Here is a 24,265-nt window from a genome sequence, read left to right as displayed (position 1 = left end):
TGCGAGGTGGAGACTTCACGCCGCGCGCCCTCTTTCGGGCCCGCCAGGGCCCCCCAACTCGCGACGGCAGGTCGCCCCCATAGAGCAACAGCCGCACTGACAAGCGATGCCAGGGGCGACCTGGCGGCGCGAGTTTGTGAGCGCGCCGGCCAAAAGAACGACCTGGCGGCGCGAGTTTGTGAGCGCGCCGGCCAAAAGAATCAGCGAAGCTTGCGAAGCAAGCGCATGCTCACCGTCATGCCGCGGGCCCAGAGTTTGGGCGGGATGCCTCGTCCGGGGCGCAGGGCGAGGCCGCGCTGGATCGCGATCGATTGGGATTCGGTGTACTTCAGGAGTCCGTCGGAGCCGTTGCGGCGGCCGACGCCGGATTCCTTCATGCCGCCCATCGGGACGCTGACGCTGCCGAACGTCGCCGCGTAGCCCTCGTTCACGTTGACTGTCCCGGCTTTCAGTCGTGCCGCGACTTCCCAGCCCGCGCGGCCGTTGCGTGACCAGACGCTGGCGTTGAGTCCGAACGGTGTGTCGTTGGCTTGCTCGATCGCGTCGGTGACGTCGGTGTAGCCGTATACCGACACGACCGGGCCGAAGGTTTCTTCGGCGAAGAGTTTCGCGGCGTCGGTGACGTCGGTGAGGACGGTCGGCTCGTAGAACAGCGGGCCGAGGTCCGGGCGGGGCCTGCCGCCGGTCAGGACGGTCGCCCCGGTCCTGCGTGCGTCCTCGACGTGGGCTGACACGGTCGAGAGCTGGTCTTCCGAGGTCAGTGAGCCCATCTGGGCCGTGTAGTCGAGTGAGCCGCCGAGCTTGAGCGCCGCGGTCTTGGCGACGAACTGCCGGGTGAACTCTTCGCGGATGGTCTCGTGCACGTAGATCCGCTCGACCGACACGCACAGCTGGCCAGCGGAGGAGAAGCACGCGACCACCGCGCCCGCGGCGGCCCTGGCGACGTCGGCGTCGGGCAGCACGATCATCGGGTTTTTGCCACCGAGCTCCAGCGAGTAGCTCGTCAGCCGCTGTGCCACCTGCGCGGCCAGTGTCTTGCCCGTGGGGGTCGAGCCGGTGAAGCAGAGGTAGTCGGACTCCTCGACCAGTGCGTCGCCGATGCGGGAGCCGCGGCCCAGCACGACCTGCCAGACCCCGGCAGGCAGCCCGGCCTCTTCGGCGAGCTCGTGCAGCCACAGTGCGGACAGCGCCGTCTGGTTGTCCGGTTTCTGCACCACCGCGTTGCCCGCCGCGAGCGCGGGCAGTACGTCCATCGCGGTCAGCGCCAGAGGGTAGTTCCACGGCGAGATGACCCCGACGACGCCCTTCGGGTGCCGGATCTCGCCCGCCCTGGTGAGCAGCGGGATGACGCCCGGGTGCTTGCGCGGCTTCAGGAACTTCGCGCTGTGCTTGCCGTAGTAAGCCGCCACCAGCGCGGTCGCGCTGACCTCGTCGAACGAGTCGATCCGTGCCTTGCCAGCCTCGACCTGGATCAGGTCGAGGGCCTCTTGCTGCCGTTCGAGCACCAGATCGTGCAGCCGGATGAGCACCCGCTGCCGTTCGGTGACCGGGCGCGCGGCCCAGGACTCCTGGGCCTGCCTGGCGTCAGCGAAGACCGCTCGGACGTCGGCGTCGGTCGCCTGGGGGATCGTGGTGATCGCGAGGCCGGTAAAGGGCGCCCGCATCCTGACTGGGGCGTTGTCCTTGCCCCCGGCGACCCGCCCGATCAGTTCGGCCGCGCGAGCGGCGGTCGGTGCTCCGGGCACTCCGCCGATGGTGGCCTGATCAAGCGTGTCGTGGTCCGTGCTGGCCGGCGTCGTGCTGGTCATGACGTCTCCGTTTCCGTGCCGCGCGGCGGCGCGCGAGGTTACCGACGAGTAGATCATACCGTCGGTACGGGGACTGTCCAGTAAAAGTGAATAACTTTCATGTATTGCGGCTAATCGGGTGGGAAGAGGGGCGGCTGTTGCTGCTGGTGCTGCTGAGGCGGCACCGGGAACGGCTGCGAAGGCGGCCCGTACTGCTGGACCGGCGGCTGGTAGGCCTGCTGCATCGGCTGCGGGGGCTGTTGTTCCTGCGGCGGCAAGGTCCGGACGTACTGCTGCTCGTAGCCCGGGGGCGCGAACTGGGGCGCGTAGTCCGTGCGGTGGCGGCGGGCGGGCACCAGGATCAGGACGACGGCCGCGAGCGCCAAGACCCCGGCGGCGATCTCGAGCCAGAAGCCGAGCCCGGTGGAGTACTCGAGTTTGATGGTGTCGTCGGTGTGTTCGTAGCTCAGTACCGACGAGACGTCCATGCCCAGCGTCAACACCGTCGCCACGAGGCCGGAACCGCCGATCAGCAGCAGGTTCCGGGTGCCGTTGCCCTCCACGCGTCGCGCTGTGAGTACGCCCAGCACGGCGGCGGCGAGCAGGACGACGGCGAGCAGCGTCAGCGGGACGCCGTAGTACGCGACGTGCGTGCTCGCGTAGTAGTCGGCCTGCGCGCCGGTGGGAGCGGGGTCGCTGGTCCGTGACCACGCGGTGACCGTCTGGATGATGGTCCGCTCCGCGCTCAAACTCTGCTTCAGCACGTTCAACGGCAGCAACGAGCCCACGAGCGCCAGCACGGCGGTCACCGCGGCCAGGATCGACGCGATCAGCTTCGACGGCCCTGGCGAGGGCGGGCCGGGCGGCGGCGGAGGCGGTGGTGGCCCCGGCTGGTACTGCGGCTGCGGCGGCCGGAACTGCGGCGTGGTCATGGCAGGCTCCCCTCGCCGGCGCGCTTGTCCGGCAACGAATTCCATCATGGATCGCGGCCGGGGATAAGTGCCGCGGTCACCGTGGTGTCAGCGCGCGTCCTCGTAGAGCAGGACGGCGATCCGTTTCCATTCCGCGAGCAGCTGACGCCGCCGGCCGGGGTCGCCGCCGAGTTCCGCGTCGAGCGCCAGCCCGCGCGTCAGGTTCACGGTCAGCCAGAACAGCAGCTCCGCGCGCTCCTTGGGCAGATCGCCCGCGACGGTGGTGATGTGCGCCAGCGTCGAGCGCCCGAGCGCCCGGTCCACCGGCCGGATCGCCGCGCGCAGCTCGGGGTCCGTTCGCGCGGCCACCCAGAGTTCGGTCACCGCCGTGGACAACGTGCCCGAGTAGCCCTCCCACAGCAGGTCGATCGCCGCAGCCACCCCGGAGGCGCCGCCCGGCAGCTCGTCCAGCGACGCCGCCATCCGCCCGCGCAGCTTGGTCGTGAGGTGCTCGACCGCGGCCGCCATCAGCTCGGCCTTGGCGGCGAAGTGGTGCTGCACCGCCCCCTTGGACACCCCGGCCCGCGCGCAGATCTCCTGAACCGAGGTCCGCCCGTAGCCGAGCTCGACCAGGCAGTCGATGGTCGCGTCGAGCAGGGCCGTGCGGGTCTGCTCGCGGCGCTCGGCCTGGGTCCGGTGGGAGCGCGGGGGGACCTCGCGTGTCGCCTCGGTCACATCAACTCCCCGCTCGAGTGCTTTACGTGCAGTCCGGTACGGATGTACATTCCGGTTGTAACTTACATCCTTAGCGTCATGTTTTCCAGCCAGTCGTGATCAGGAGGCGTTCGCCGTGCCGTTGCAGATCCAGCAGAGTTCGTGGAGCAACATTGAGCTCGAGGACCTCCGGGATCTCGCCCGGACGTTCTTCCAGAAGGAACTCGTCCCGCACCAGGAGCGCTGGGCCCAGGAGAAGAAGGTCGACCGCGAGCTCTGGACCAAGGCAGGCGAGGTCGGCCTGCTCGCGCTGTCGATCCCCGAGGCCTACGGCGGTGGCGGCGGGACGTTCGCCCACGAAGCCGTGCTGTACGAGGAGCAGGCGCGGTCCGGCGACAGCGCGTGGGGCATCTCCGTCCACAATGGAATCGTCGCGCACTACATCCTCGAGTACGCCTCCGAGGAGAAGAAGCGGGAGTGGCTGCCGAAGTTCGCCAGCGGCGAGTTCGTCGGCGCCGTCGCGATGACCGAGCCCGGCACCGGCTCCGACCTGCAGAGCATCAAGACCCGCGCGGTCCGCGACGGCGACGAGTACGTCATCAACGGCGCGAAGACCTTCATCACCAACGGTTTCCACGCCGACCTCGTGGTCGTCGCGGTGAAGACCGACCCCGACGCGGGGGCGCAGGGCGTGTCCCTGATCGCCGTCGAGACGACCGCGGCGGGCTTCCGGCGCGGCCGCGTGCTCGACAAGATCGGGCTGAAGGGCCAGGACACCGCCGAGCTGTTCTTCGACGACGTCCGCGTGCCCGCGGCCAACCTGCTCGGCGACGCCGAGGGCCAGGGTTTCGTCCAGCTCATGCTGCAGCTGCCCCAGGAACGGCTGATCATCGCGGTCAGCGCGGTGGCCGGGATGGAGGCCGCGATCGACCAGACCATCGCCTACACCAAGGAACGCACGGCTTTCGGCCGCCCGATCTACAACTTCCAGAACACGAAGTTCAAGCTGGCCGAGGCGGCGACCGAGGCCGCCGTGTCCCGCGCGTACCTCGACCAGTGCATCGAGCGGCACCTGCGCAAGGAGCTCGACGTGCAGGGCGCGGCGATGGCGAAGCTGTGGACCACCGAGCGGGTCAACAAGGTCGTCGACGAGTGCCTGCAGCTGTTCGGCGGCTACGGCTACATGACCGAGTACCCGATCGCGCGGGCGTGGGCCGACATCCGGATCTCGCGGATCTTCGGCGGCACCAGCGAGATCATGAAGGAAATAATCTCCAGGACACTGTGAAACCCCTGACCGGTAAGGAAAGGACGAAGTAGATGAAGACTGGCCCACTGAGCGGGCTCAAGGTCGTCGAGCTCGCCGGGCTGGCACCGGGGCCGTTCGCCGCCACGATGCTGGCCGACCTCGGCGCCGAAGTCGTCCGGGTCGACCGGGCGACTCCCGGCGCGGACGTGCTGGCCTTCCCGAACGACCCGCTGACCCGCGGCCGCCGCACGATCGGGGTGAACACGAAGACCCCCGAGGGTGTCGAGCTGGTGCTCAAGCTCGTCGACACGGCGGACGTGTTCATCGAGGGTTTCCGGCCGGGGGTGGCCGAGCGGATGGGGCTGGGCCCCGAGCAGGTGCACGCCCGCAACCCGCGGGTCGTGTACGGCCGGATGACCGGCTGGGGCCAGGACGGCCCGCTCGCGCCCGCCGCCGGGCACGACATCAACTACATCTCCATCGCCGGCGCGCTGGAGCCGATCGGGCGGCTGGGGGAGCGGCCGGTGCCGCCGCTGAACCTGGTGGGCGACTTCGGCGGCGGCGGGCTGCTGCTGGCGATGGGCGTCCTCGCCGCGCTGTACGAACGGACTTCGTCGAGCAAGGGACAGGTCGTCGACGCCTCCATGACCGACGGCGCCGCGCTGCTCACCACGAGTCTGCACGGGCTGCGCGCGTCGGGCGTGTGGGGCGGCGAGCGCGGCGACAACCTGCTCGACGGCGGCGCTCCGTTCTACGACACCTACGAGACGGCCGACGGGAAGTACGTGGCCGTCGGCGCGATCGAGATGCGGTTCTGGGGCGATCTCGTGCAGGTCCTCGGCCTCGACGCCGAAGAGCTGCCGGTGCACGTGGACAAGAGCGAATGGCCGAAGCTGCGCAAGATCCTCACCGAGACGATCGGCAAGTTCACCCGCGACGAGCTGGTCGCCCGCGCGGAGGGGACCGACGCCTGCCTGACGCCCGTCCTCACGCCGTGGGAGGCCGCCGAGCATCCGCACAACGCGGCCCGCGGCACCTTCGTCGACATCGGCGGGGTCGTGCAGCCCGCGCCGGCGCCGAAGTTCGACCGGACCCCGCCCGCGACCCCGGAAGCCCCGCACGAAAGGGGCGCCGACACCACCGAGGTGCTGGCCGAGCTGGGTGTCGGCGGGGCGGACCTGGAGAAGCTGCGGGAAGCGGGCGTCATCGCCTGACGCGTGCCTGCTCGACGTCGTCGTCCCAGCTCTCCACATCGCTGCGGACGACGGCGTAGAGCACGTTGTCGCGCCATTTCCCGTCGCGGAAGCCGTAGCCGCGCAGCACTCCTTCGCGCAGGAAGCCCGCCTTCTCGAGCGCTCGCTGCTCGGCGCGGTTGCCGATCTCCGTGGTGGCTTCGACGCGGTTCATCTGTGTGTGCGCGAACAGGTAGCGCACGAGCAGGCGCTGGGCCTGGGTGCCGTGCCCGTGGCCGCGGGCCTCGGGCGCCAGCACCAGGCCGATGTTCCAGCAGTAGGAGGTCGAGCCCGTCCGCGTGCGGTGCCAGGAGACGAAACCGATCCGCCGCCCGCCCAGTACCGCCATCAGCATGCCCTGGTCCGCCCCGAGCATGCCGTTGTCGGCCCACCGCCGGCGCACGAAAGCCGGGTCGTGCCAGCCGAACCACTGGAACTCGCCGGCGGCGGCCCTGTCGTTCGTCAGCGTTTCCATCATCGGCAGGTCGTCCTCTGCGACCGGCCGCAGCCGGAGCGGGACTTCGCTGTCTTCGGTGGCCTCGTCCATCGGCCCGAGCCTACGGCCCGGCCGGGGGCGCCCGTCGATCAACTCGGCGCCTTCCGTGTGCCCGGAGGCATGATCTCCTAGAGTGGAACCCGGCTCGCCGTCCGCGTGGAGTCACTTTGTGGACACTTCGGTGTGATGGTCTGTCACAAACCCGGTCCGCCGGGGAGGATGGGCCGAGAACTGATCGGATGGAGTTATGTCGCCGAACCTCAAGAAGATCCTCATCGTCGGGGTGGTCGCGCTGGTGCTCTTCTTCCTGATCACCCAGCCGACGCAGTCCGCCGACGCGGTGCACAACGTCCTCGGCTGGCTCAAACAGGGCGCCGAAGCGATCGTCACCTTCGTGAGAAGCCTTTTCCGCTGATTTCCGGCAAACGAGGACCGGCGCCGCACCGCGGCGCCGGTCCTCGTTGTCGTTTACCGCTGCTGTGTTTTCCGACTACTGTGCGCTCTCACCAGCAAGTGTGACTCAGTGTTACTGGCATGCGATTTCGAGACCTTCACTCGACCATCCGGGTGGATTGGGGCGGTTAAGGCGCAGGTCGAGGAATTCATGCGCTGGGAACTCTGGCGTTCTGAGCCACCCCGGCCCTACGGTGCTCACATTGCGTGATCAGCCGTTCCCAGGCCTCGCCGAGTTCGGTTTCCTACGCAAGGTTTCGCAGCTCCGTAAAGAATTCACAGCTTTCTGTGGCTCGTTCAGTCGTGACTTGTCAGTCGGGGAACATGAGGAGGCAGGGATGACCGGAGATCCCGGAGTGGACGCGTTGATCCGGCAGTGGGCTGCCGAACGCGAGCAGACTCCCGAGGAGGCGGAGGTCGACCGCATCGCCTCCGCGTGGCTGGCCGACGCACCCCGCCAAGCGCCCGGTATCCCGGGTCAGCGTGCGCGTTCGGGTGCGGGCCGCTGGGCCCAGGTGGACCCGGCCGACCCCGGCTACCTCGAGGCCATGCGGGCTCGGCTGCCCGATGTGCCCGACGAGCTGCTCACCGCGGCCGCCGGCTGGTGGCAGATGGTCGGCGGGGTCGAAGAGGCCGAGCTGTGGTGGGACGCCGGGATCAGCCCGCTGGACCAGCGCGCGCTCGACTACCGGGCCGCCGGACTGGCGCCCTCGGACCTCAGCCGCAGGCTCGGCCCGATGACCGTCCTGCAGCACCTGCGCCGGGGCAGCGCTCCCGCGTGGTGCGTGGCCCGGTTGGCGCGGCAGCAGAAGTCCGCTTAGTCCACAGTGCGAGAAGAGGTGCCACGGCCGGGTGAACCGGCGTGGCGACGGTGAATCGGCGACTCGCGTAACGCTAACCTGCGCGAGCTCGTTGTGTGTCTGAGCGGATCCGCGAATACGCTCGGGCCTTGATGATCCGCCCGCCACGCTGGAGGACTTTGTTCGTGCGCACCACCCCCGAATCCGAGGACGAAGTCGCGGCCCCGGCCGCCCCGGCACCGCCGCGCCCCGCGAGGACGGCCGGTGCCGCCGTGGTCGGCAGGCTGGTGATCGTTCTCGCCGTGCTGGCGGTCGCGGGTGGCGGGATCTGGCTGGTGACCAAGGCGTCGACGCCGGTGGCCGGTCCGACGACCACTGAGATCCCCGCACTGCAGGTCAAGGCCGCCGACGTCAAGCCGGGTTCGATAGCTCCGGTGAACGTGACCGTCGCGGGCGGCGCGAGTCCGCAGACGCTGCCGCGGCAGGCGCAGACCCAGCAGCCGGGCAAGAACCCGCTGCAGGACTGGGCCGCCGGTGCCGCGCCCGTGGTGGGCGTCCCGGCCAGGGCGCTGATGGCGTACGGCAACGCCGAAATCGCGATGCGCTCCACCCAGCCAGGCTGCCGCATCTCCTGGGCGACGCTGGCCGGTATCGGCCGCATCGAGTCCAACCACGGCCAGTACGGCGGCGCGGTGCTCGGCGCCGACGGCCGCCCGTCCAAGCCGATCATCGGCGTCCCGCTCGACGGCTCGTCCGGGGTCAAGGCGATCGGCGACACCGACGGCGGCAGCCTCGACGGCGACCCGGTGACCGACCGGGCCGTCGGCCCGATGCAGTTCATCCCCAGCACCTGGCGCAAGTACGCGTCCGACGGCAACGGCGACGGGCTCGGCGACCCGCAGCAGATCGACGACGCCGCGCTCGCCGCCGCCCGTTACCTGTGCGTCAACGGCCGCGACATGGCGAGCGCGGCGGGCTGGTGGTCCGGGATCCTGTCGTACAACAATTCCACCGAGTACGCCCAGAAGGTCTTCGGGCTGGCGGACGGCTACGCCAAGGCCGCGCAGACCATCAAGACGCGGGGATGAGCGCGGGATCACTTTCCCGTGAGTGCTAGCGTCGGTTCCGTGCCCGAGTATTCCCGCACCACGCGCCGCCTCGGCATCGCCTTGGTCTGCCTGGCGAGTCTCGCGCTGTGCTGCGGGCTCGCGTGGTGGCAGTGGGAACGTTTCGCCTCGGCCAGCGGCACCTTCCAGAACCTCGGCTACGTGCTGCAGTGGCCGCTGTTCGGGCTCTTCCCGGCGTTCATGTTCTGGCGGATCCGCAAGCTGCGCGGCCTGGCCGGTCAGCCGGAGACGCCGAAGAGCGGGAACGCCGAGTGGGGGCACGCCCCCGTCGACGTGCCCGCGCCCCGGCCCCCTCGCCGTCCGGCCGTGACGGCCGCCCCCGTGCCCGAGGACGACGAGCTCGCCCAGTACAACCGCTACCTCCGCGAGCTGAACGCCCGCGACCAGCAGACCAGCTAGTCCCGCCAGAGAGGTCCGAACCCATGACCACCCGAACTGACGACTCGGCGTCCGCCGGCGCGAAGAGCACGGCTCTGCACGGCCCGTTGCTGCGGTTCCGCACGGCCGCCTACGTCACCGGTGTCGGCCTGCTCGGTCTGTGCTTCGTGATGGTGCTGCGCTACGGCTTCGACAACCCGGAGCCTTCGGCGATCTACTCGCCGATCCATGGCGTGCTGTACATGATCTACCTGGTGCTGACCATCGACCTGGCGATCAAGGCCCGCTGGTCGATCAAGGGCACCGTGCTCGTCCTGCTGGCGGGCTGCGTCCCGTTCGTCTCGTTCCTGGTCGAGCGCCGGGTCACCCACCGGGTGCGGGCGGGCGAGAAGCTCTAGGCCGGGTCTGGTAAATCTGTTCGACCGCGAACTTGATTGGCCAGAGACCAGCGACCTAGTCCCGCTGCCGCCGGAACGTCAGCGCCACCAGGAAACCGAGCCCGGCGATCGCGGTGCCCACGGTGAACGCCGAGGTCATGCCGCTGACCAGCAGCTCGGTGCCGGTGGTGCCGCCGGCGGCCGCCGTGCGGGTGGCCGTGCCGAACACGGTGATCAGGATCCCCAGCCCCAGTGACGCACCGACCTGCTGCATCGTCTGCAGCACGCCGCCCGCGGCGCCCGCGTCCTCGGTGGGCACGCTCGCCATGATGATGATGTTGAGCGGCGCGAACGCCATCCCGGCCCCGAGACCCATCAGCACCATCGGGCCGAACAGTCCCCCGAAGTAGCCGGTGTCCGCCGTCAGCCGGGTCAGCCAGCCGACGCCCGCGACCATCATCAGCGTGCCCGTGACGGCCAGCGGTTTCGGGCCGTAGCGGGGGAGCAGCCGGGGGATGAGCCTGCTGAGCGTGAAGATCCCGACCGCCATCGGCAGGAACGCGAAGCCGGTGGCGAGGGCGGTGAAGTGTCGGACCTCCTGCAGGAACTGGGTGAGGAAGAAGAACATCGACATCATCGCCATCGGGCCAAGGAAGTAGCCGGCGAAGGCCGCCGCGCGGTTGCGGTCGGCGAACAGCCGCAGCGGGACCAGGGGCTGCCGCATCCGGAGCTCCAGCGAGAGGAACCCGGCCAGCAGCAGGAGACCCGCCGTGACCGAGGCCAGGGTGACCGTGTCGCCCCAGCCGTCCGACGCGGCGCGGGTGAACCCGTAGACGAGGGACGCGACTCCCAGGGTGCCGGTGATCGCGCCCGGCAGGTCCAGGCGGGCCGGGCGTCGCGGCGGGTCGGGCACGAACCGCGGCGCGAGTGTCACGATGGCCAGGCCGACCGGCACGTTGATGAACAACACCGCCCGCCACGAGACCCACTCGGTGAGCAGGCCGCCGAGGATGAGGCCGATGGCGAACCCGCTGCTCGCCATGGCGGAGAACAACGCCAGCGCGCGCATCCGCGCCTTGGCCTCGGTGAAGGTGGTGGTGATCAGCGCCAGCGTGCTGGGCCCGGCCAGCGCGGCGCCGACGCCCTGCGCGACGCGCGCGGCGATGAGCAGTTCCGCCGAGCCCGCGAAGCCGCCGACCAGCGAGGACACCGTGAACACGGCGGCGCCGGTGACGAACATCCGGCGGCGGCCGAACAGGTCGCCCGCGCGGCCGCCGAGCAGCAGCAGCCCGCCGAACACGAGGCTGTACGAGGTCATGACCCAGGACAGGCCGGTGGCGGTGAACCCGAGGTCCGTACGGATCCTGGGCAGCGCGACGTTCATCACCGTCGCGTCGAGAATGAGCATCAGCTGGCAGCTCAGGATGATGGCCAGCGCCAGCCCCGGCCGGTTCGGCCGGGGTGCGATCAGGGCCTGTCCCGGCTCCCTGCGAAGGGTCTGCTCGGTCAAGGAATACTCCAAGGACACAGGATGGGTTAAACTGGAGAATGTCTCCGGTTCTCTGACGAGAACGATGATATGGAGAGTGTCTCCGGTTATGCAAGTGAATTCGGAGAATCTCTCCGGTTTGGCACGAGGAGGTGCTCGGATGACCGACGAAGCTCGTCCGATGCGCGCGGACGCGCGGCGCAACTACGAGCGCATCGTGACCACCGCGAGAGCGATGTTCGCGGAGCACGGTGTCGAGGTCCCGCTCGACGACATCGCCAAGAAGGCGTGCGTGGGCCCTGGGACGCTGTACCGGCACTTCCCGACGAGGGAGAACCTGATGGCGGCGGTGTACCGCGAGCAGATCGACGCGCTCTCGCAGCGCGCTTTCGACCTGCTCGAGCAGCTCACGCCCGGTGACGCCCTGGACGCCTGGGTCGGCGAGCAGGTTTCGTGGGTGGCGGACCGGCACGGACTCGCGATGACCCTCAAGGCCTCGCTCGACGCCGGCTCGGAGACGTTCGGCTGGTGCCGGGGGCGGCTCAACTCCGCGACCGCCACGCTGGTCGACGCCGCTCAGCGGGCCGGGGCCATCCGGGCCGACGTGACGGGCGTCGACCTCCTACGACTCGGCCACGGTGTCGGGGTGGCGGCCCAGCACGCCTCGGCAGAGGACACGAAACGCCTGCTGGCGGTCGTGCTCGACGGCTTGCACGTCTGACCCGCTCAGTGGGCGGGCCGCTGCTTGAGCACCGGCGCCGTGCGGTACGCCGTCGTGGTGCTTTCGAGCGCCGCGGTGGCGATGGCGAGCGCCTCGCCCTGGCTCAAGCCCAGCTCGCGGACCGCCGAGGCGTACGCCGCGGCCGCTTGCCGGGCACGCTCGCGGCCGAGATCGCCGGAGGCGCCGACGAAGCTGCCCGCTCGTCCGCGGGTTTCGATGAGCCCGGCCTCCTCCAGCTCGCGGTAGGCGCGGGCGATCGTGTTGGGCGCCACGCCGAGGTCGGCGGCGAGCCGCCGGACGGTCGGCAGCCGGGTGCCCACCGCGAGCGTCCGTTCGGTGATCCGGGCGGCCAATGCTGACCGGATCTGCTCGAAGGGCGGCACCGCCGAGGTGCTGTCCACGCTGAGGATCATGCCGCTTCCGGGGTTCCGTAGTTGCCGGGTGGCAGGGTGCGCCTCTCGTGGCGGAGGTGGGCTACGGCGAACAGCCCGAGGCTGAGCACGATGTAGCCGATGAGTGGCGCGGTGAACCCGACCGGCGGGCGGCCGTCATCAAGCAGGAAGTCCCACAGGAGCGGGAGCGTGTACATCGCCGGCGCGGCCTCGTCGGCGTCCCGGATGCGCAGCAGTTCGTCCACCGCGAGCGACGCGTCGTTCTCGGCCACGGTGGGGGCGTTGAGGACGCTGTTCAGGACCGTTCCGGTGCAGATCGCGCTCAGTGCCAGCAGCCCGAACCAGCTCCAGGCGTACGTCCTCGCACCCGGATTCGGATCCGTCACGAAGATGGCGACAGCCAGCGCCGCACCGCCGGGGAAGGTGACCGCGATCGAGGCGAGGTACCAGCCGCCGAGCAGCTTCAGCGGGGACGACCGGTCGGTGCGGGTGATCCGGAGGACAGCCGGGCGGCCAGGGATCGTTCCCGAAGCTGCCGCCCCCGCCATACCGAAAGCTGCAGGGCGAAGTAGATGAAGAACAGGGTCGCGCTCTGGGTCATCTCGCTGCCGTGCACGCCTGGCAGGTACTGCAGGCAGGAGTAGCCAAGGGAGCCGAGCGTGGCCAGTGCTGCGTAGCTGAAGTAGCGGCGAAGGTGGCGCTGCGTCAGCCTGCCGCCGATCCTGATCGCCAGCAGGCGGGTCGGCATGCTGACCCTGATCCCGCGCTTGGCGAGCCAGGTCCTGGCCTTGACGATCTCCGACCAGCTCGGCTCGACGGTGTCCGCGGGGGAGGTAACGGAGCTGCTTTTCCCTGGTGACGCGTGAGCTGCCGTCATGACTCCCCCTGTGTCGCCCTTTGTGTCATTATGATGACAAAAAGGGCGACACAAAGGCAAGGGTCAGGAACCGATGCCGGTCAGGGACCGGACCTCCATCTCGGAATGCCGGGCCGGGTCGGCCTTGTCCCGGCCGAAGATCGTGCCGAGGTAACCGCAGAGGAAGGAGAACGGGATGGAGATCAGGCCCGGGTTCTTCAGCGGGAACCAGTGGAAGTCCACGCCCTTGACGATCGAGTCGGCGGCGCCCGACATCACCGGCGAGAAGATCACCAGCACCAGGCAGGCGACCAGGCCGCCGTAGATGCCCCACAGGGTGCCGGTGGTGTTGAACCGCTTCCAGAACAGCGAGTACAGCAGGGTCGACAGGTTCGCCGAGGCGGCGACCGCGAAGGCCAGCGCCACCAGGAACGCGATGTTCTGGCCGTTGGCGAGGATCCCGCCGACGATCGCCAGCACGCCGACCACGACCGCGGTCAGTCGCGCGACGCGGACCTCTTCGACCGGATCGGCCTTGCCGCGCTTGAAGATGTTCGCGTAGACGTCGTGGGCGAACGACGCCGAAGCGGTGATGGTCAGCCCGGCGACCACCGCCAGGATGGTCGCGAACGCCACCGCGGAGATGATGCCCAGCAGCAGCGTGCCGCCGACGTGCAGGGCGAGCAGCGGGGCGGCGGAGTTCTCGCCGCCGGGGGCGCCCTTGATCTCGTCGGCGCCGACCAGCGCGGCCGCGCCGAAACCGATCACCAGCGTGCAGAGGTAGAACAGGAACATGCACGAGGTGGCCCAGACCACCGAGCGGCGGGCCTCCTTCGAGTTCGGCACCGTGTAGAAGCGCATCAGCACGTGGGGGAGTGCGGCCGCGCCGAGCACCAGCGCGAGCGCCAGCGAGATGAAGTCGAGCTTGGTGGTGCCGTTCTTGCCGTACGACCCGCCCGGTTCGAGCAGCTTCTCGCCCAGCGGGCTGCGGTCGGTGGCCGCCGAGAGCAGGTTGGAGAAGCTGAAGCCGAACTTCCCGAACAGGAACACGGTGATCAGCACCCCGCTCATCAGCAGGATGGTGGCCTTGATGATCTGCACCCATGTGGTGCCCTTCATCCCGCCGACCAGCACGTACAGCACCATGATCAGGCCGACCACGCCGATCACCAGCGCCTGGCCGAAGCCGCCGTGGATGTTGAGCAGCAGGGCGACCAGACCGCCGGCGCCCGCCATCTGCGCGAGCATGTAGAAGAACGAGATGACCAGGGTGGACGTCGCGGCGGCGGCACGCACCGGGCGCTGCTTCATCCGGAAGCTCAGCACGTCGCCCATGGTGAAGCGGCCGGTGTTGCGCAGCAGCTCGGCGATCAGCAGCAGGTCCACCAGCCACGCGACGAGGAACCCGATCGAGTAGAGGAACCCGTCGTAGCCGTGGATCGCGATCGCGCCGGCGATGCCGAGGAACGAGGCCGCGGACAGGAAGTCCCCGGACAGGGCGATACCGTTCTGGCGGCCGTTGAAGGCGCTGCCCGCGGCGTAGTAGTCCGAGGTGGAGGAGTTACGGGTGCTCGCCCGGTAGACCACGTACAGAGTGATGGCGACGAACAGGGCGAACACCGCGGTGTTCACGATCGGGTTGCTCTCCGGCAGGGCCGCCGCGAGATCCACGGACGTGCTCACTTGTCCTCCAGTCCGGCCTGGCGGCGGATCGCCGCGACCTCGGGGTCGATGCGCCGGTTCGCGAACCGGAGATAGGCGACCATGATCACGATGGTCGAGGCGAACTGGCCGATCCCGAGGATGATCCCGACGTTGATCTGGCCGAACACCTTCGTGCTCATGAAGTCGTGGGCGTAGGCCGCCAGGAACACGTAGGTCATGTACCAGGCGAAGAAGGCCAAGCTCATCGGGAAGACGAAGCGGCGGAACCGCTTGCGCAACGCGACGAACTCCTTGCTGTGCTGGATCCGGTCGTAGTCCGGACCCTGCCGGGTCCGGGGCGGGCGGGCGGGCCGCTCCTTCTCGAACATGACCGGCATCTGGCCGGTCTCCTCGAGCGCGTTGCTCGCCGCGGGGGTCCGCGCGACGTTGTGCATGAGTGCCTCCGGCAGCTTGCGTCCGTGGCGGCCGGCGGCCTGTGCCGCGCTTTCGGCGGTGCCGGGCTGCCCTTGCGGACTGCGAGGCGCACATAGTAGCTACGTGACCGGTGACCGGAACAAGGCGGCTCCACTCGATCGCCTCCCACGTGCGGGTATTCGATTTCCTGCGGGAATGATTCGGAACGGCGGGTCTTAAAAGGCGTGGGTTGGACAATCACGGCCAGATCACTCGTAATGATGAGGCCTATTATCACTCCCTGTCGCTGTCGCCGGAGCTCAATCCGGCAAACGGTGGAGGGGGTGGGCTCAGCGTCCCCCGCAACGGTGACGGCCGGTAGCTACTTCACCGGCTCGTTTTACTGTCCGCAACTGTCTCCCCGGCGGCCCATCGGTGAACATCCGTTGGCCGCGGCGAAGATCCCGAAATAAATCACCACGTCGAGCGGGTCGAAGGTGTGTCGCGGAGGCAAGGCCACAACATTGGGCACACATTTGGGCTTGACTCACTCGTTGGTGGCACGCTGAGTAGATCGTCCGAGAGAGCTGACTACCCTCCGTAGGCTAATCGGGTGAACGGACCGGCTGAAAGTCCGGGTTCGGCGGTCACTGGAATTCCCTCCAGCCGGGCGAACGGGCAGAATGATCCCTCATGAGGTGGGGCAAATACCCATTTCCCCAGGTCAGCAGGCGCATATCCAACAGAATTGACCAACTACGGTTTGGTGTACGATTCTTTGGCCCAGCTGACCGCAGTGATCGATAGGCACCGATAAGTTGATCTCCACGACCATGCACTCCGCATGTTGCGCTGCACGCGCGCCGCACCCCGCGACCGGGGTGGTTCCGAGCGCCGTGCTCGTCCGGGATCAACCGGCTGGTGCCGGGTTCGGACGCTGTGCGCGAGGCATCGTGAGCCGTCTACGCGGATCCATCACGCCGGACAGGGAGTCACTTTCGTGACCGTTGCAGGAGAAGGCCAAGTGCCTGTTGGGCAGCTGCTCGGCCGGCCGCCCAAGAAATCCCGGTGGGCCGCCGGTTGGAAGGCGCTGGTGCGCTGGCGTGACTGGAGCATTCCGGTCAAGCTCTCGGCCGTCACACTGGTGCCCATCATCATCGCGGTGGTGCTGGGCGTAGCCACCATCGCCGGCCAGGTCGGCCAGTCCGACGGCTACCAGCGCGTCGACCGACTCATCGCGCTGAGCGGCCAGCTCAGGACACTGACCGACGGGCTCCAGCGGGAGCGCACGCAGACCACCGCCGTGCTCACCGAGGGCACCGTCGGCGGCTCGCCCGAGCTGACCGCCACCCGCGCCGAGGTCGACCGCGCCGTCGGCCCGTTCGCCGCCTCCGCGGCCAAGGCGGTCGAGGTCCAGCCGGACCTCGAATCGCCGCAGCTGGACGTGACCAATCAGCTGGCCGCCCTCAGCGGCGTCCGGCGCCAGGCCACGGACGGCCAGCTTGACCCGTCCCAGGCCGTGACCGACTACACCGCCATCACCGGCGCGCTGCTCAGGCTCGGCACCGCGCTCGCCGCCGGTGCCAGCGACAACGCGCTGGGCGGCACGCCGAGCGCGCTGCACGACATCCAGGTCGTCGAGGAGCAGCTTTCGCTCAGCCAGGCGCTGGTCTCCTACGGCATCGCCAGGTCGGGACTCATCCCGAGCGAGCTCGCCGAGGTCCGCTCCGCCGAACTGCGGCTCGACGACCGGCTGGGCGACTTCACCGCCGCGGCCACCGAGCGGCAGCGCCAGGACTTCGGCGCGCTGGTGTCCGGTCAGTCCCTCCAGAACCGGGACCGGCTCGCCAAGATCGCGCTCGGCGACCAGAGCATCTCGACCAGCCAGGCCTTCCGCCAGCTGTCCACAGAGGAGTGGAACAGCGCGTCGAACACGGTGATCACCCAGCTGAGCCAGGTCGCGCAGCGGCTCGGGGACCAGCTCGGCGCCGCTTCGGCGAAGCTGGTCGAGGACTCCAGCAGCGGGGCGGGACTGCTCGCGGTGCTGCTGTTCGGCGCCATGGTGCTCGCCGTCGCCGTCGTCTTCCTCATCACCCGCCAGCTGCTGCGCTCGCTGAAGGTGCTGCGGGCCAGCGCGCTCGACGTCGCGGAGAAGCAGCTCCCGGACGCGGTCCGCAACATCCAGGAGGGCCGCGCTCAGGGCACCGACGTCCAGCCGGTGCCGATCGACGCCAACGACGAGATCGGCGAAGTGGCCAGGGCCTTCGACGCGGTGCACCACCAGGCACTGCGCCTCGCCACCGAGCAGGCCGCGATGCGGACCGGCTACGGCAGCGTGTTCGTCAACCTGTCCCGGCGCAGCCAGAGCCTCGTGCAGCGTCAGCTGCAGCTGATCGAGCGGCTCGAGCGTGACGAGGAGGACGCGGACCAGCTGTCCACGCTGTTCCAGCTCGACCACCTCGCGACCCGCATGCGCCGCAACAACGAGAACCTGATGGTGCTGTCCGGCGCGGAGCCGGGACGCCGCTCGGGGCAGCCGGTCACCACCACCGACGTGCTGCGCGCCGCGGTCTCGGAGATCGAGCAGTACCAGCGGGTCGTCGTGCAGACGCCGCCGCCCGCGCGGGTCCTCGGGTACGCGGCCAGCGACCTGATGCGGCTTGTCGCCGAACTGCTCGACAACGCGACCGCGTTCTCGGCCCCCGAGACCCAGGTGACGGTCGCGACCAGGCTCGCCGACGACGGTTCGCTCTCGATCGACATCCTCGACAAGGGCATCGGCATGAACGAGGCGGAGGTCTGCGAGGCCAACGCCCGGCTCGTCGAGGCCGCCTCGGTGGACCTCGCGACCTCGCGCCGCATGGGCCTGTTCGTGGTCGGCAGGCTCGCCAGCCGCCACCAGATCTCGGTGACACTGCACGGTGGCAAGGACATCGTCGGCGTCCGCGCCACGGTGCAGGTGCCCGCCGAGCTCGTGATGGCCCCGCCCGGCGCCGACCCCGGCCCCGAGACCGGCCCGATCACCCGGCGCCAGCCGTCCGTGGCGACGAACGGCTCGCTGCCGCGCCGTCAGCAGAAGCCGCTCAACGGTGTCCCCAATGGCGCCCCCAACGGCGCCCCCAACGGCTTGGCCAGGACCGGGTCCGTGGTGCCGGCGCAGGGCGGCGAACGCTGGCCGTCGGCCAGTGACCTCGAGGGTCTCACCGGCCTGACGGGCACCAACGGCAGCAACGGGCACGCGCCGCGGCCGCCGTCCGATCTGGAGATCTCCGGCACCGCCCTGTTCAGCCCGATCCCGCAGGCCGAGCCGCAGTCGCCCCCGCCGCCGCCCACTCCGCCCGCTCCGAAGCCCCCGCAGACGGCGAGGCCGCCCGCCCCCGACAACGAACTGCCCAGTGGCAAGGCGTTGTTCGAGGCCAAGGGTTCCGCGCTGACCGACTGGTGGGCGCAGGCCGCGCAGGCGCCCCCGGTCGCCCCGCCGCCGCCGCCGCCCACCGAGCCCGAGACCACGCCGATCTTCGACGAGATGCTGTCGGTGTGGTTCCGGTCGGCGACGTCGCCCGCTCCGGCCAAGCCGGACGCGGCGGCCAAGAAGCCCAAGAAGGAGCCCGAAGCGGCTCCGGTGGCTCCTCCCGCGTCCGAGGTTAAACAGACGGAGCAGACGGAGCAGGCTGAGCAGGACAGCCGCAGCTGGGATTTCGCCAGCGACGAGAACTGGCGCACCGTCCAGGCGGTTTCGCAGACGCCGCCGTCGACCTTCACCGAGGCCGGGCTGCCCCGGCGTCAGCGCGGTGAGCAGCTCATGCCGGGCACCGCGGCGTCGTCGCCGTCGCCCATGGCCGCTCCGGAGGGCGACCCCGCCGTCCGCAACGTCGAGCTGCCCGCCCGCGACCCGGCCGAGATCCGGGGCAGGCTCAGCAGCTTCCAGCAGGGGGTCAACCGGGGACGGCAGGTCACCCGGCAGGACGGTGCCCAGCAGGCGCCCGCCGCGCCGTCGCCAGCCAGGCCCCGGCCCGCTCCGGCCAACCCGGCACCGGCAGCACCGGCACCGGCACCGGCACCGGCACCAGCGACGTCGTTCATGTCGCCCGCGCCCGCTGTGCCGCTGATGCCGCCGGTGGCGCCCCCCACGGCCGTCCGGCCGTCCGGCCCGCTCCCGGCGTTGCCGAGCAGGCGTCCTGCCGAGCCGCCCGCTCCGGCACCGGAGCCCGTCGCGACCAGCGCCGGGCCCGACATCGGCGACACGACCGAGTGGAAATTCGGTTCCGACGAGGGCTGGGCAACCGTGCAAGCGGTATCCCAGTCGACACCGTCGACGTTCACTTCGGCAGGATTGCCCCGGCGCCGTCGGGGAGAGCAGTTGCTCCCCGGGAGCGCCGCACCGCCCGCGGGCACGGCGAACCCGCGACCGCAGCGCGACGCACACGACGTGCGGGGTCGCCTGAACAGCTTCCAGCAGGGCGTCCAGCGCGGTAGGCACCGCACCGCCCGGGCAACCGACAGCAACCACGAAACCCTGGAGGGTGAATGACCTCGCCGAATACGGCCCAGCCCCAGCAGAACCAGTTCGGGTGGCTGGTCAACGACTTCGCGGACCGAGTTCCGGGGGTGGCACACGCGGTGGTCGTTTCGGCTGACGGCCTGCTCCTCAGCGCGTCGAACCGGCTGCCGCTCGACCGCGCCGACCAGCTCGCCGCGGTCGCGGCCGGGCTGGTCAGCCTGACCCAGGGCGCCGCACGGTGCTTCGAGGCGGGCGCGGTCAACGAGACCGTGGTCGAAATGGAACTCGGCATCATGGTGCTGATGTCGATCAGCGACGGTTCCTGCCTGGCCATCCTGGCCGCCCCCAACTGCGACATCGGCCAGGTCGCCTACGAGATGACCATGCTCGTCGACCGGGTCGGCCAGATCCTCACCCCGGAGCTTCGCGCGCAACTCCAGGGCTCGGGTGGGTCGCTGATCGGCGAGCCGGTGGGATGATGTTTCGATGAGCACGGGGTCCGGATCACACGGCGAAGAGCCGGGAGCGGGTGAGCAGCCTCCTTACGAGGAGGCTGACGACGCTGCCGGCTATGGGGACGACGGCACTTTCGCCGACGTCTTCAACGGTTTCGCCCTGGATTCCGGCCGTGGTCGTCGGAAGCGGAAGAAGAACAAGGAGTCCCGAGAGAACTCGGCAGCCGGAGCACACGCGGCCGAGCACCCGACAGACCAAGGAGACCGCGTGACCTCAGTAGTCTCTCCGCCGGGCAGCAGCAGTACCGACGCCGTCGAGCCCCGGCCCGGCGGCCTGTTCGACCCTGGTCCGCCCAGCGGTGAGTTCATCATGCCCGCGGTCTTCGAGCAGACTCACCCGGCCGAGGAGACGTCGATCGTGCGGCCGTACGCTCTCACCGGCGGCCGGACCAAGTCGAACTACGCGCTTGAACTGGAGACCCTGGTCTCCACCAGGGAGTTCCCCTCGGGGATCCTTCCCGATGCAGTGACAGAACAGATCGAGAGCCTCTCGATCATGGAAGAGTGCCGGACCCCGCGATCGGTGGCCGAGGTCGCTTCGGCGCTGCGGGTTCCGCTGGGTGTGGCCCGGGTACTGATCAGCGACGCGGCGGACGCGGGACTGGTCACTGTCCACAAGACGTTGACCGGCAATGACGGCGCCGAAGCGCATCTGGTGTTGATGGAAAGGGTTTTGAGTGGACTCCGTCGGCTTTAAGGCACCGCGGGAAACCGCGCCCCCGACCATGACATCCGCGAAGATCGTCGTGGCGGGCGGCTTCGGTGCGGGCAAGACGACCTTCGTCGGTTCGGTGTCGGAGATCGTCCCGCTGACCACCGAAGCGATGATGACGGACGCGAGCCGGGGCATCGACAACCTCGACTCGACGCCCCACAAGTCGACCACCACGGTCGCGATGGACTTCGGGCGCGTGTCCCTGGACGCGGACCTGATCCTGTACCTGTTCGGCACACCGGGCCAGCAGCGGTTCTGGTTCATGTGGGACGACCTGGTCCGCGGCGCCATCGGCGCGGTGGTCCTCGCCGACACCCGCAGGCTGGCCGACTCGTTCGCGCCGGTCGACTTCTTCGAGGACAGGGGCCTGCCCTACATCGTCGGGGTGAACACCTTCGACGGCGTCCTCGAGCACGACATCAACGACGTGCGCGAGGCCCTGTCGATCGACCCGAACATCCCGATCATCCGGTGTGACGCCCGGGACCGCGAGTCGACCAAGCAGACGCTGATCACCCTGGTGGAGTACGCCATGCGCCAGTGGATCGCCCTGCGAGCGGCCAAAGCCCGGTAGCCCGGCGGGTTCCGTCCCGTCCCGGGCTGCCGGGTGGCCCGTCACACCGGCCGGTAGCGCAGGAGCACGGCCTGTGCGTCGAAAGTGCGTGTCTCGACCAGCTCCAGGCCGAGCCGTGCGGCTCCGGCCGCGAAGGGCCGCTTGCCACCACCGAGCACCACCGGCTGAACGACGATCTGGTATTCGTCGATGAGCCCGAGCCTGCCGAGTTCGGCAGGCAGTTCGGCGCCACCGGTCAGCAGGATGTTCTTGCCGGGCTCCCGCTTCAGCGCGGTGACCTCCTCGGTGAGGTCCCCGCTGATGACCCGCGTGTTCCAGTCGGCTTTCTCCAGCGTGCGGGAGAAGACGATCTTCGGCGTCTCGCGCCAGACCGGCGCGAACCGCAGGTCGTGGGGGTGGTCCGACGTCGCTTCGGCGTTCGGCCAGTACCCGGACATCATGTCCCACACCCGCCGTCCGTAGGCGAAGGCCCCGATCCCGGTGCACAGTTCCTGGGAGTAGTCCGAAAGCTCGGGCCCCATCGTGGCCCAGTCGAACTCCCCGTCCGGGCCTTCGGTGAACCCGTCGAGCGACGTGTGGACCAGGTAGATGATCTCTCGCATGACTGACCGTCCGTTCGTGTGGGGCTCCCCGGTGGGCGCCTTTGAGGAGAGGTCGGAGCCGGTCCCGCCGTCTCGACATGGCTCCCGGACCGGTCGAACTCTGAGAAGGCGTCTGAGAACTGTCGCAGCAGCCGTCGCTCGAAGCCTCGGGCGCCTGTCCTTCGAAGCCGCTTACCCTCCACAAAGGACGAAAAATCCACCCATTCGCCCGTTTCATACCGCCACGACCGTTTCACGCGTGCCCTGAAGGCCACCATGACAGCGTTAGACGCTGTGAAGGCTCCCATCAGGGCACACGGCAAGCCTGGGGTGGCGACTGAAGGGACGCGGCCCTAGACACCAAACTGGACGACATGACATCAGTTTCAGATGCCTTCTGAGGAGTGACATGTCGTCCGAAGCCCAGGCCCCGACGTGGGACAGTCACCGGCTGCCGCGCGCCGACGGCGCGAACTTCCTGGTCACCGGTGGCAACGCGGGTATCGGGTACTTCGTCGCCGAGCAACTCGCCGGCACCGGGGCCACCGTCATCCTGGGCAGCCGGGACACCACCAAGGCAGCGGCCGCGATGTCGTCCATCCGCTCCCGTGTCCCCGGCGCCCACCTGCGTCACGTGCGGCTGGACCTTTCCGACCTCTCCTCGATCGAGTCCTCCGCGCACGCGCTGGAGCTGGACAGGCTCGACGCGGTCGTCGGCAACGCGGGTGTGCTGCTCGACCAGCCGCCGCGCCGCGAAACCAAGGACGGCCACGAGCTGATGTTCGCCACCAACCACCTCGGGCACTTCGCGCTGGCCGCCTGGCTGATGCCGCTGCTGGCGGCCGCGCCCGCGAGCCGCGTCATCACCACCGGCAGCTTCCTGGGGAAGTCCGCGGAGCTGGACCTGGCCGATCTGCAGACCACGCGGGAGTACCAGCCCAAGCCCACCTACGCGCGATCGAAGCAGGCGCAGCTGCTGTTCGGCTTCGAACTCGATCGTCGCCTGCGCGCGATCGGTGCCACCACACTGAGCGTAGTGAATCACCCCGGCGGCGCGCTCGATTCCCTCACTCCCTCGCGTCCGGCGGTGCGGGTCCGGACCGCCGGCCAGCGATTGCGCGGCTTACCTGCCGGAATCCTCTTACAGGGGAAGGAAACCGCCGCCCGGCCCGCTGTTCGCGCAGTCCTCGACCCGTCGGTCCGTGGCGGCCAGCTGTGGGGCCCCCGGGTGCTCGGCCTTCGCGGCAAGCCCAGGCTCGAGCCCGTCCAAGGCCGCCTGGCCGACGAAGCGGTGGCCGCGGCATTGTGGGCCGCGAGCGTCGAGCTCACCGGGGTGGATCCCGGCTCCGGCCCCTGGTGAACGATCAGGCTGTTCTTTGGCGCCCGGTCCGCGGCGGGGAGACCGGGGACACACGATCCGGTCGTGACGATCTCCCGGCGTCCGGGTCCTACTGGTGTGGAAGCGACGCGGGACACCGCGAACCTCCGCCCCGGACCTCCACCCCGGACAACGAGAAACGACCCCAGGGAGAACGTCATGACGAACCCGGCCACCAGGACCCCGGCCCACTCGGCCGAAGTCGAGAAGGCCACCACCGGCGCGCTGGTGTCGAAGCAGGGCACGACCACGATCGCCGACACCGTGGTGTCGAAGGTCGCCGGTCTCGCCACCCGCGAGGTGTCCGGGGTGTACGCCCTCGGTGGCGGCGCGGCCCGCGCGTTCGGCGCCCTCCGCGAGCGCATTCCCGGCGCGTCGGCCAGCGTGAGCCAGGGTGTGTCGGTCGAGGTGGGCGAGAAGCAGGCCGCCATCGATCTGCAGATCCTGGTCGAGTACGGCGTCTCCATCGCCGACCTCGCGCGTTCGGTGCGCAAGAACGTCATCAGCGCCGTCGAGCAGATGACCGGTCTCGAGGTCGTCGAGGTCAACATCGCCGTCTCCGACGTGCACATCCCGGGCGACGACGAGGGCAGCGACACCAAGAACGACACCGGCCGCGTCCTGTGACACCCGGCGTCGAGATCGACGCCGACCGCATCGCTGCCGCCGTGACGGCCCTCCCGCACGTGGCGGGCCTGCACAGCGGCCGGTTCGGCGAGATCGCCACGCTGCTCCCCGGCCGCCGGATTCCCGGCGTCCGGATCCGTCCCGACGAGATCACCGTGGGCGTCACCGGCCGCTACCCGGCCACCGTCGCCCAGCTCGGTGCCGACGTCCGCGCCGCGGTCGGCCCGGTCGACCGGGCGGTGAACGTGCGGATCGGCGACATCGCGCCGCCCACGGCCGTCGCGGTCACCGCCGAGAGCCCGGACACCGGGTCCGCCCTGCCGCATTCCTGATT

The 24,265-nt window shown here is 69.6% G+C and carries 26 protein-coding genes; 15 read left to right on the top strand and 11 right to left on the bottom strand.

What is annotated here, in order from left to right; translation table 11 throughout:
* Positions 1 to 200 precede the first annotated feature (200 nt).
* The 3 genes from QMK34_RS01255 to QMK34_RS01245 form a co-directional block, all read right to left on the bottom strand.
* The gene (locus tag QMK34_RS01255; protein ID WP_326410355.1) at positions 201 to 1,808 is read right to left on the bottom strand and encodes a succinic semialdehyde dehydrogenase; all 1,608 of its coding nucleotides are present in this window, start codon (positions 1,806 to 1,808) and stop codon (positions 201 to 203) included.
* Between the two features lie 110 nt (positions 1,809 to 1,918).
* Positions 1,919 to 2,719 (bottom strand): hypothetical protein, encoded by an 801-nt coding sequence (locus QMK34_RS01250; protein ID WP_326410352.1) that lies wholly within the window; start codon positions 2,717 to 2,719, stop codon positions 1,919 to 1,921.
* 87 nt (positions 2,720 to 2,806) lie between these two features.
* Positions 2,807 to 3,433 (bottom strand): TetR/AcrR family transcriptional regulator, encoded by a 627-nt coding sequence (locus tag QMK34_RS01245; protein WP_326410349.1) that lies wholly within the window; start codon positions 3,431 to 3,433, stop codon positions 2,807 to 2,809.
* A 115-nt stretch (positions 3,434 to 3,548) separates the two neighbouring features.
* Here QMK34_RS01245 and QMK34_RS01240 point away from each other — a divergent pair, with 115 nt between their 5' ends.
* Positions 3,549 to 4,700 (top strand): acyl-CoA dehydrogenase family protein, encoded by a 1,152-nt coding sequence (locus QMK34_RS01240; RefSeq protein WP_326410347.1) that lies wholly within the window; start codon positions 3,549 to 3,551, stop codon positions 4,698 to 4,700.
* Between the two features lie 32 nt (positions 4,701 to 4,732).
* Positions 4,733 to 5,875 (top strand): CaiB/BaiF CoA transferase family protein, encoded by a 1,143-nt coding sequence (locus tag QMK34_RS01235; RefSeq protein WP_326410344.1) that lies wholly within the window; start codon positions 4,733 to 4,735, stop codon positions 5,873 to 5,875.
* On the opposite strand, the gene QMK34_RS01230 is transcribed toward QMK34_RS01235, so the two are convergent.
* Positions 5,865 to 6,440: a GNAT family N-acetyltransferase gene (locus tag QMK34_RS01230; protein WP_326410342.1), complete on the bottom strand. Its 576-nt coding sequence runs from the start codon at positions 6,438 to 6,440 to the stop codon at positions 5,865 to 5,867. The two genes, QMK34_RS01235 and QMK34_RS01230, sit on opposite strands and share 11 nt — an antisense overlap.
* A gap of 196 nt (positions 6,441 to 6,636) precedes the next feature.
* Here QMK34_RS01230 and QMK34_RS01225 point away from each other — a divergent pair, with 196 nt between their 5' ends.
* The 5 genes from QMK34_RS01225 to QMK34_RS01205 all read left to right on the top strand — a co-directional run bounded on the left by QMK34_RS01225 (position 6,637) and on the right by QMK34_RS01205 (position 9,545).
* The gene (locus tag QMK34_RS01225; protein ID WP_326410340.1) at positions 6,637 to 6,804 is read left to right on the top strand and encodes a hypothetical protein; all 168 of its coding nucleotides are present in this window, start codon (positions 6,637 to 6,639) and stop codon (positions 6,802 to 6,804) included.
* 376 nt (positions 6,805 to 7,180) lie between these two features.
* Complete coding sequence (locus QMK34_RS01220; RefSeq protein WP_326410338.1) at positions 7,181 to 7,663, top strand: helix-turn-helix transcriptional regulator; 483 nt, start codon at positions 7,181 to 7,183, stop codon at positions 7,661 to 7,663.
* Between the two features lie 164 nt (positions 7,664 to 7,827).
* Entirely contained in the window at positions 7,828 to 8,730 is a 903-nt protein-coding gene (locus QMK34_RS01215; protein WP_326410335.1) for a lytic transglycosylase domain-containing protein, read from the top strand.
* A 39-nt stretch (positions 8,731 to 8,769) separates the two neighbouring features.
* The gene (locus tag QMK34_RS01210; protein ID WP_326410333.1) at positions 8,770 to 9,168 is read left to right on the top strand and encodes a hypothetical protein; all 399 of its coding nucleotides are present in this window, start codon (positions 8,770 to 8,772) and stop codon (positions 9,166 to 9,168) included.
* 23 nt (positions 9,169 to 9,191) lie between these two features.
* A complete protein-coding gene (locus QMK34_RS01205) occupies positions 9,192 to 9,545 on the top strand; it encodes a DUF3817 domain-containing protein (RefSeq protein ID WP_326410331.1) in 354 nt (117 codons plus the stop codon).
* Between the two features lie 55 nt (positions 9,546 to 9,600).
* Here the strand turns inward: QMK34_RS01205 and QMK34_RS01200 are convergent, their stop codons facing one another.
* Entirely contained in the window at positions 9,601 to 11,034 is a 1,434-nt protein-coding gene (locus QMK34_RS01200) for an MFS transporter (RefSeq protein WP_326410329.1), read from the bottom strand.
* A gap of 139 nt (positions 11,035 to 11,173) precedes the next feature.
* Here QMK34_RS01200 and QMK34_RS01195 point away from each other — a divergent pair, with 139 nt between their 5' ends.
* The gene (locus QMK34_RS01195) at positions 11,174 to 11,734 is read left to right on the top strand and encodes a TetR/AcrR family transcriptional regulator (RefSeq protein WP_326410326.1); all 561 of its coding nucleotides are present in this window, start codon (positions 11,174 to 11,176) and stop codon (positions 11,732 to 11,734) included.
* Positions 11,735 to 11,739: 5 nt separating this feature from the next.
* Here the strand turns inward: QMK34_RS01195 and QMK34_RS01190 are convergent, their stop codons facing one another.
* From QMK34_RS01190 to QMK34_RS01170, 5 genes are all read right to left on the bottom strand, one after another.
* Positions 11,740 to 12,147 carry a GntR family transcriptional regulator gene (locus QMK34_RS01190; protein ID WP_326410324.1) on the bottom strand — a complete coding sequence of 136 codons (408 nt, stop codon included), beginning with the start codon at positions 12,145 to 12,147 and terminating at the stop codon, positions 11,740 to 11,742.
* Positions 12,144 to 12,674 (bottom strand): hypothetical protein, encoded by a 531-nt coding sequence (locus QMK34_RS01185; RefSeq protein WP_326410321.1) that lies wholly within the window; start codon positions 12,672 to 12,674, stop codon positions 12,144 to 12,146. Before QMK34_RS01185 ends, QMK34_RS01190 begins: the two co-directional genes overlap by 4 nt.
* A complete protein-coding gene (locus tag QMK34_RS01180) occupies positions 12,590 to 13,003 on the bottom strand; it encodes a hypothetical protein (protein WP_326410319.1) in 414 nt (137 codons plus the stop codon). Before QMK34_RS01180 ends, QMK34_RS01185 begins: the two co-directional genes overlap by 85 nt.
* A gap of 63 nt (positions 13,004 to 13,066) precedes the next feature.
* Positions 13,067 to 14,665 carry a solute symporter family protein gene (locus tag QMK34_RS01175; RefSeq protein WP_326410316.1) on the bottom strand — a complete coding sequence of 533 codons (1,599 nt, stop codon included), beginning with the start codon at positions 14,663 to 14,665 and terminating at the stop codon, positions 13,067 to 13,069.
* Positions 14,662 to 15,081 carry a DUF485 domain-containing protein gene (locus QMK34_RS01170; protein ID WP_326410314.1) on the bottom strand — a complete coding sequence of 140 codons (420 nt, stop codon included), beginning with the start codon at positions 15,079 to 15,081 and terminating at the stop codon, positions 14,662 to 14,664. Before QMK34_RS01170 ends, QMK34_RS01175 begins: the two co-directional genes overlap by 4 nt.
* A 983-nt stretch (positions 15,082 to 16,064) precedes the next feature.
* Here QMK34_RS01170 and QMK34_RS01165 point away from each other — a divergent pair.
* From QMK34_RS01165 to QMK34_RS01150, 4 genes are read left to right on the top strand one after another with little or no spacing between them, the layout of a single operon-like run.
* Positions 16,065 to 19,571 carry a sensor histidine kinase gene (locus tag QMK34_RS01165; RefSeq protein WP_326410311.1) on the top strand — a complete coding sequence of 1,169 codons (3,507 nt, stop codon included), beginning with the start codon at positions 16,065 to 16,067 and terminating at the stop codon, positions 19,569 to 19,571.
* Positions 19,568 to 20,020 carry a roadblock/LC7 domain-containing protein gene (locus tag QMK34_RS01160; protein ID WP_326410309.1) on the top strand — a complete coding sequence of 151 codons (453 nt, stop codon included), beginning with the start codon at positions 19,568 to 19,570 and terminating at the stop codon, positions 20,018 to 20,020. Before QMK34_RS01165 ends, QMK34_RS01160 begins: the two co-directional genes overlap by 4 nt.
* A 7-nt stretch (positions 20,021 to 20,027) precedes the next feature.
* The gene (locus QMK34_RS01155) at positions 20,028 to 20,753 is read left to right on the top strand and encodes a DUF742 domain-containing protein (RefSeq protein ID WP_326410307.1); all 726 of its coding nucleotides are present in this window, start codon (positions 20,028 to 20,030) and stop codon (positions 20,751 to 20,753) included.
* Entirely contained in the window at positions 20,734 to 21,345 is a 612-nt protein-coding gene (locus tag QMK34_RS01150; RefSeq protein ID WP_326410305.1) for a GTP-binding protein, read from the top strand. Before QMK34_RS01155 ends, QMK34_RS01150 begins: the two co-directional genes overlap by 20 nt.
* Before the next feature lie 41 nt (positions 21,346 to 21,386).
* Here QMK34_RS01150 and QMK34_RS01145 read toward each other — a convergent pair whose 3' ends face one another.
* Positions 21,387 to 21,947 (bottom strand): dihydrofolate reductase family protein, encoded by a 561-nt coding sequence (locus QMK34_RS01145; RefSeq protein WP_326410303.1) that lies wholly within the window; start codon positions 21,945 to 21,947, stop codon positions 21,387 to 21,389.
* A gap of 388 nt (positions 21,948 to 22,335) precedes the next feature.
* Here QMK34_RS01145 and QMK34_RS01140 point away from each other — a divergent pair, with 388 nt between their 5' ends.
* The 3 genes from QMK34_RS01140 to QMK34_RS01130 all read left to right on the top strand — a co-directional run bounded on the left by QMK34_RS01140 (position 22,336) and on the right by QMK34_RS01130 (position 24,263).
* Positions 22,336 to 23,286 carry an SDR family NAD(P)-dependent oxidoreductase gene (locus QMK34_RS01140; protein ID WP_326410301.1) on the top strand — a complete coding sequence of 317 codons (951 nt, stop codon included), beginning with the start codon at positions 22,336 to 22,338 and terminating at the stop codon, positions 23,284 to 23,286.
* 177 nt (positions 23,287 to 23,463) lie between these two features.
* Positions 23,464 to 23,931, top strand: coding sequence for an Asp23/Gls24 family envelope stress response protein (locus tag QMK34_RS01135; RefSeq protein WP_326410299.1), 468 nt, complete (start codon positions 23,464 to 23,466; stop codon positions 23,929 to 23,931).
* Positions 23,928 to 24,263 carry a hypothetical protein gene (locus tag QMK34_RS01130; protein WP_326410297.1) on the top strand — a complete coding sequence of 112 codons (336 nt, stop codon included), beginning with the start codon at positions 23,928 to 23,930 and terminating at the stop codon, positions 24,261 to 24,263. The genes QMK34_RS01135 and QMK34_RS01130 overlap by 4 nt, the downstream gene beginning before the upstream one ends.
* Positions 24,264 to 24,265: the final 2 nt, after the last annotated feature.

It is taken from the genome of Amycolatopsis sp. H20-H5, from assembly GCF_035828755.1.
Taxonomy (GTDB): domain Bacteria; phylum Actinomycetota; class Actinomycetes; order Mycobacteriales; family Pseudonocardiaceae; genus Amycolatopsis.
This window is presented reverse-complemented; position numbering and strand designations above follow the sequence as displayed.

Bases quoted from the DNA above. Each gene is read 5' to 3' on its own strand.
- QMK34_RS01195 (WP_326410326.1), top strand. From the start codon at position 11,174: ATGACCGACGAAGCTCGTCCGATGCGCGCGGACGCGCGGCGCAACTAC.
- QMK34_RS01220 (WP_326410338.1), top strand. From the start codon at position 7,181: ATGACCGGAGATCCCGGAGTGGACGCGTTGATCCGGCAGTGGGCTGCC.
- QMK34_RS01250 (WP_326410352.1), bottom strand. From the start codon at position 2,719: ATGACCACGCCGCAGTTCCGGCCGCCGCAGCCGCAGTACCAGCCGGGG.
- QMK34_RS01235 (WP_326410344.1), top strand. From the start codon at position 4,733: ATGAAGACTGGCCCACTGAGCGGGCTCAAGGTCGTCGAGCTCGCCGGG.
- QMK34_RS01135 (WP_326410299.1), top strand. From the start codon at position 23,464: ATGACGAACCCGGCCACCAGGACCCCGGCCCACTCGGCCGAAGTCGAG.
- QMK34_RS01140 (WP_326410301.1), top strand. From the start codon at position 22,336: ATGTCGTCCGAAGCCCAGGCCCCGACGTGGGACAGTCACCGGCTGCCG.
- QMK34_RS01155 (WP_326410307.1), top strand. From the start codon at position 20,028: ATGAGCACGGGGTCCGGATCACACGGCGAAGAGCCGGGAGCGGGTGAG.
- QMK34_RS01180 (WP_326410319.1), bottom strand. From the start codon at position 13,003: ATGACGGCAGCTCACGCGTCACCAGGGAAAAGCAGCTCCGTTACCTCC.
- QMK34_RS01190 (WP_326410324.1), bottom strand. From the start codon at position 12,147: ATGATCCTCAGCGTGGACAGCACCTCGGCGGTGCCGCCCTTCGAGCAG.
- QMK34_RS01145 (WP_326410303.1), bottom strand. From the start codon at position 21,947: ATGCGAGAGATCATCTACCTGGTCCACACGTCGCTCGACGGGTTCACC.
- QMK34_RS01255 (WP_326410355.1), bottom strand. From the start codon at position 1,808: ATGACCAGCACGACGCCGGCCAGCACGGACCACGACACGCTTGATCAG.
- QMK34_RS01205 (WP_326410331.1), top strand. From the start codon at position 9,192: ATGACCACCCGAACTGACGACTCGGCGTCCGCCGGCGCGAAGAGCACG.
- QMK34_RS01230 (WP_326410342.1), bottom strand. From the start codon at position 6,440: ATGGACGAGGCCACCGAAGACAGCGAAGTCCCGCTCCGGCTGCGGCCG.
- QMK34_RS01185 (WP_326410321.1), bottom strand. From the start codon at position 12,674: ATGGCGGGGGCGGCAGCTTCGGGAACGATCCCTGGCCGCCCGGCTGTC.
- QMK34_RS01160 (WP_326410309.1), top strand. From the start codon at position 19,568: ATGACCTCGCCGAATACGGCCCAGCCCCAGCAGAACCAGTTCGGGTGG.
- QMK34_RS01225 (WP_326410340.1), top strand. From the start codon at position 6,637: ATGTCGCCGAACCTCAAGAAGATCCTCATCGTCGGGGTGGTCGCGCTG.
- QMK34_RS01170 (WP_326410314.1), bottom strand. From the start codon at position 15,081: ATGCACAACGTCGCGCGGACCCCCGCGGCGAGCAACGCGCTCGAGGAG.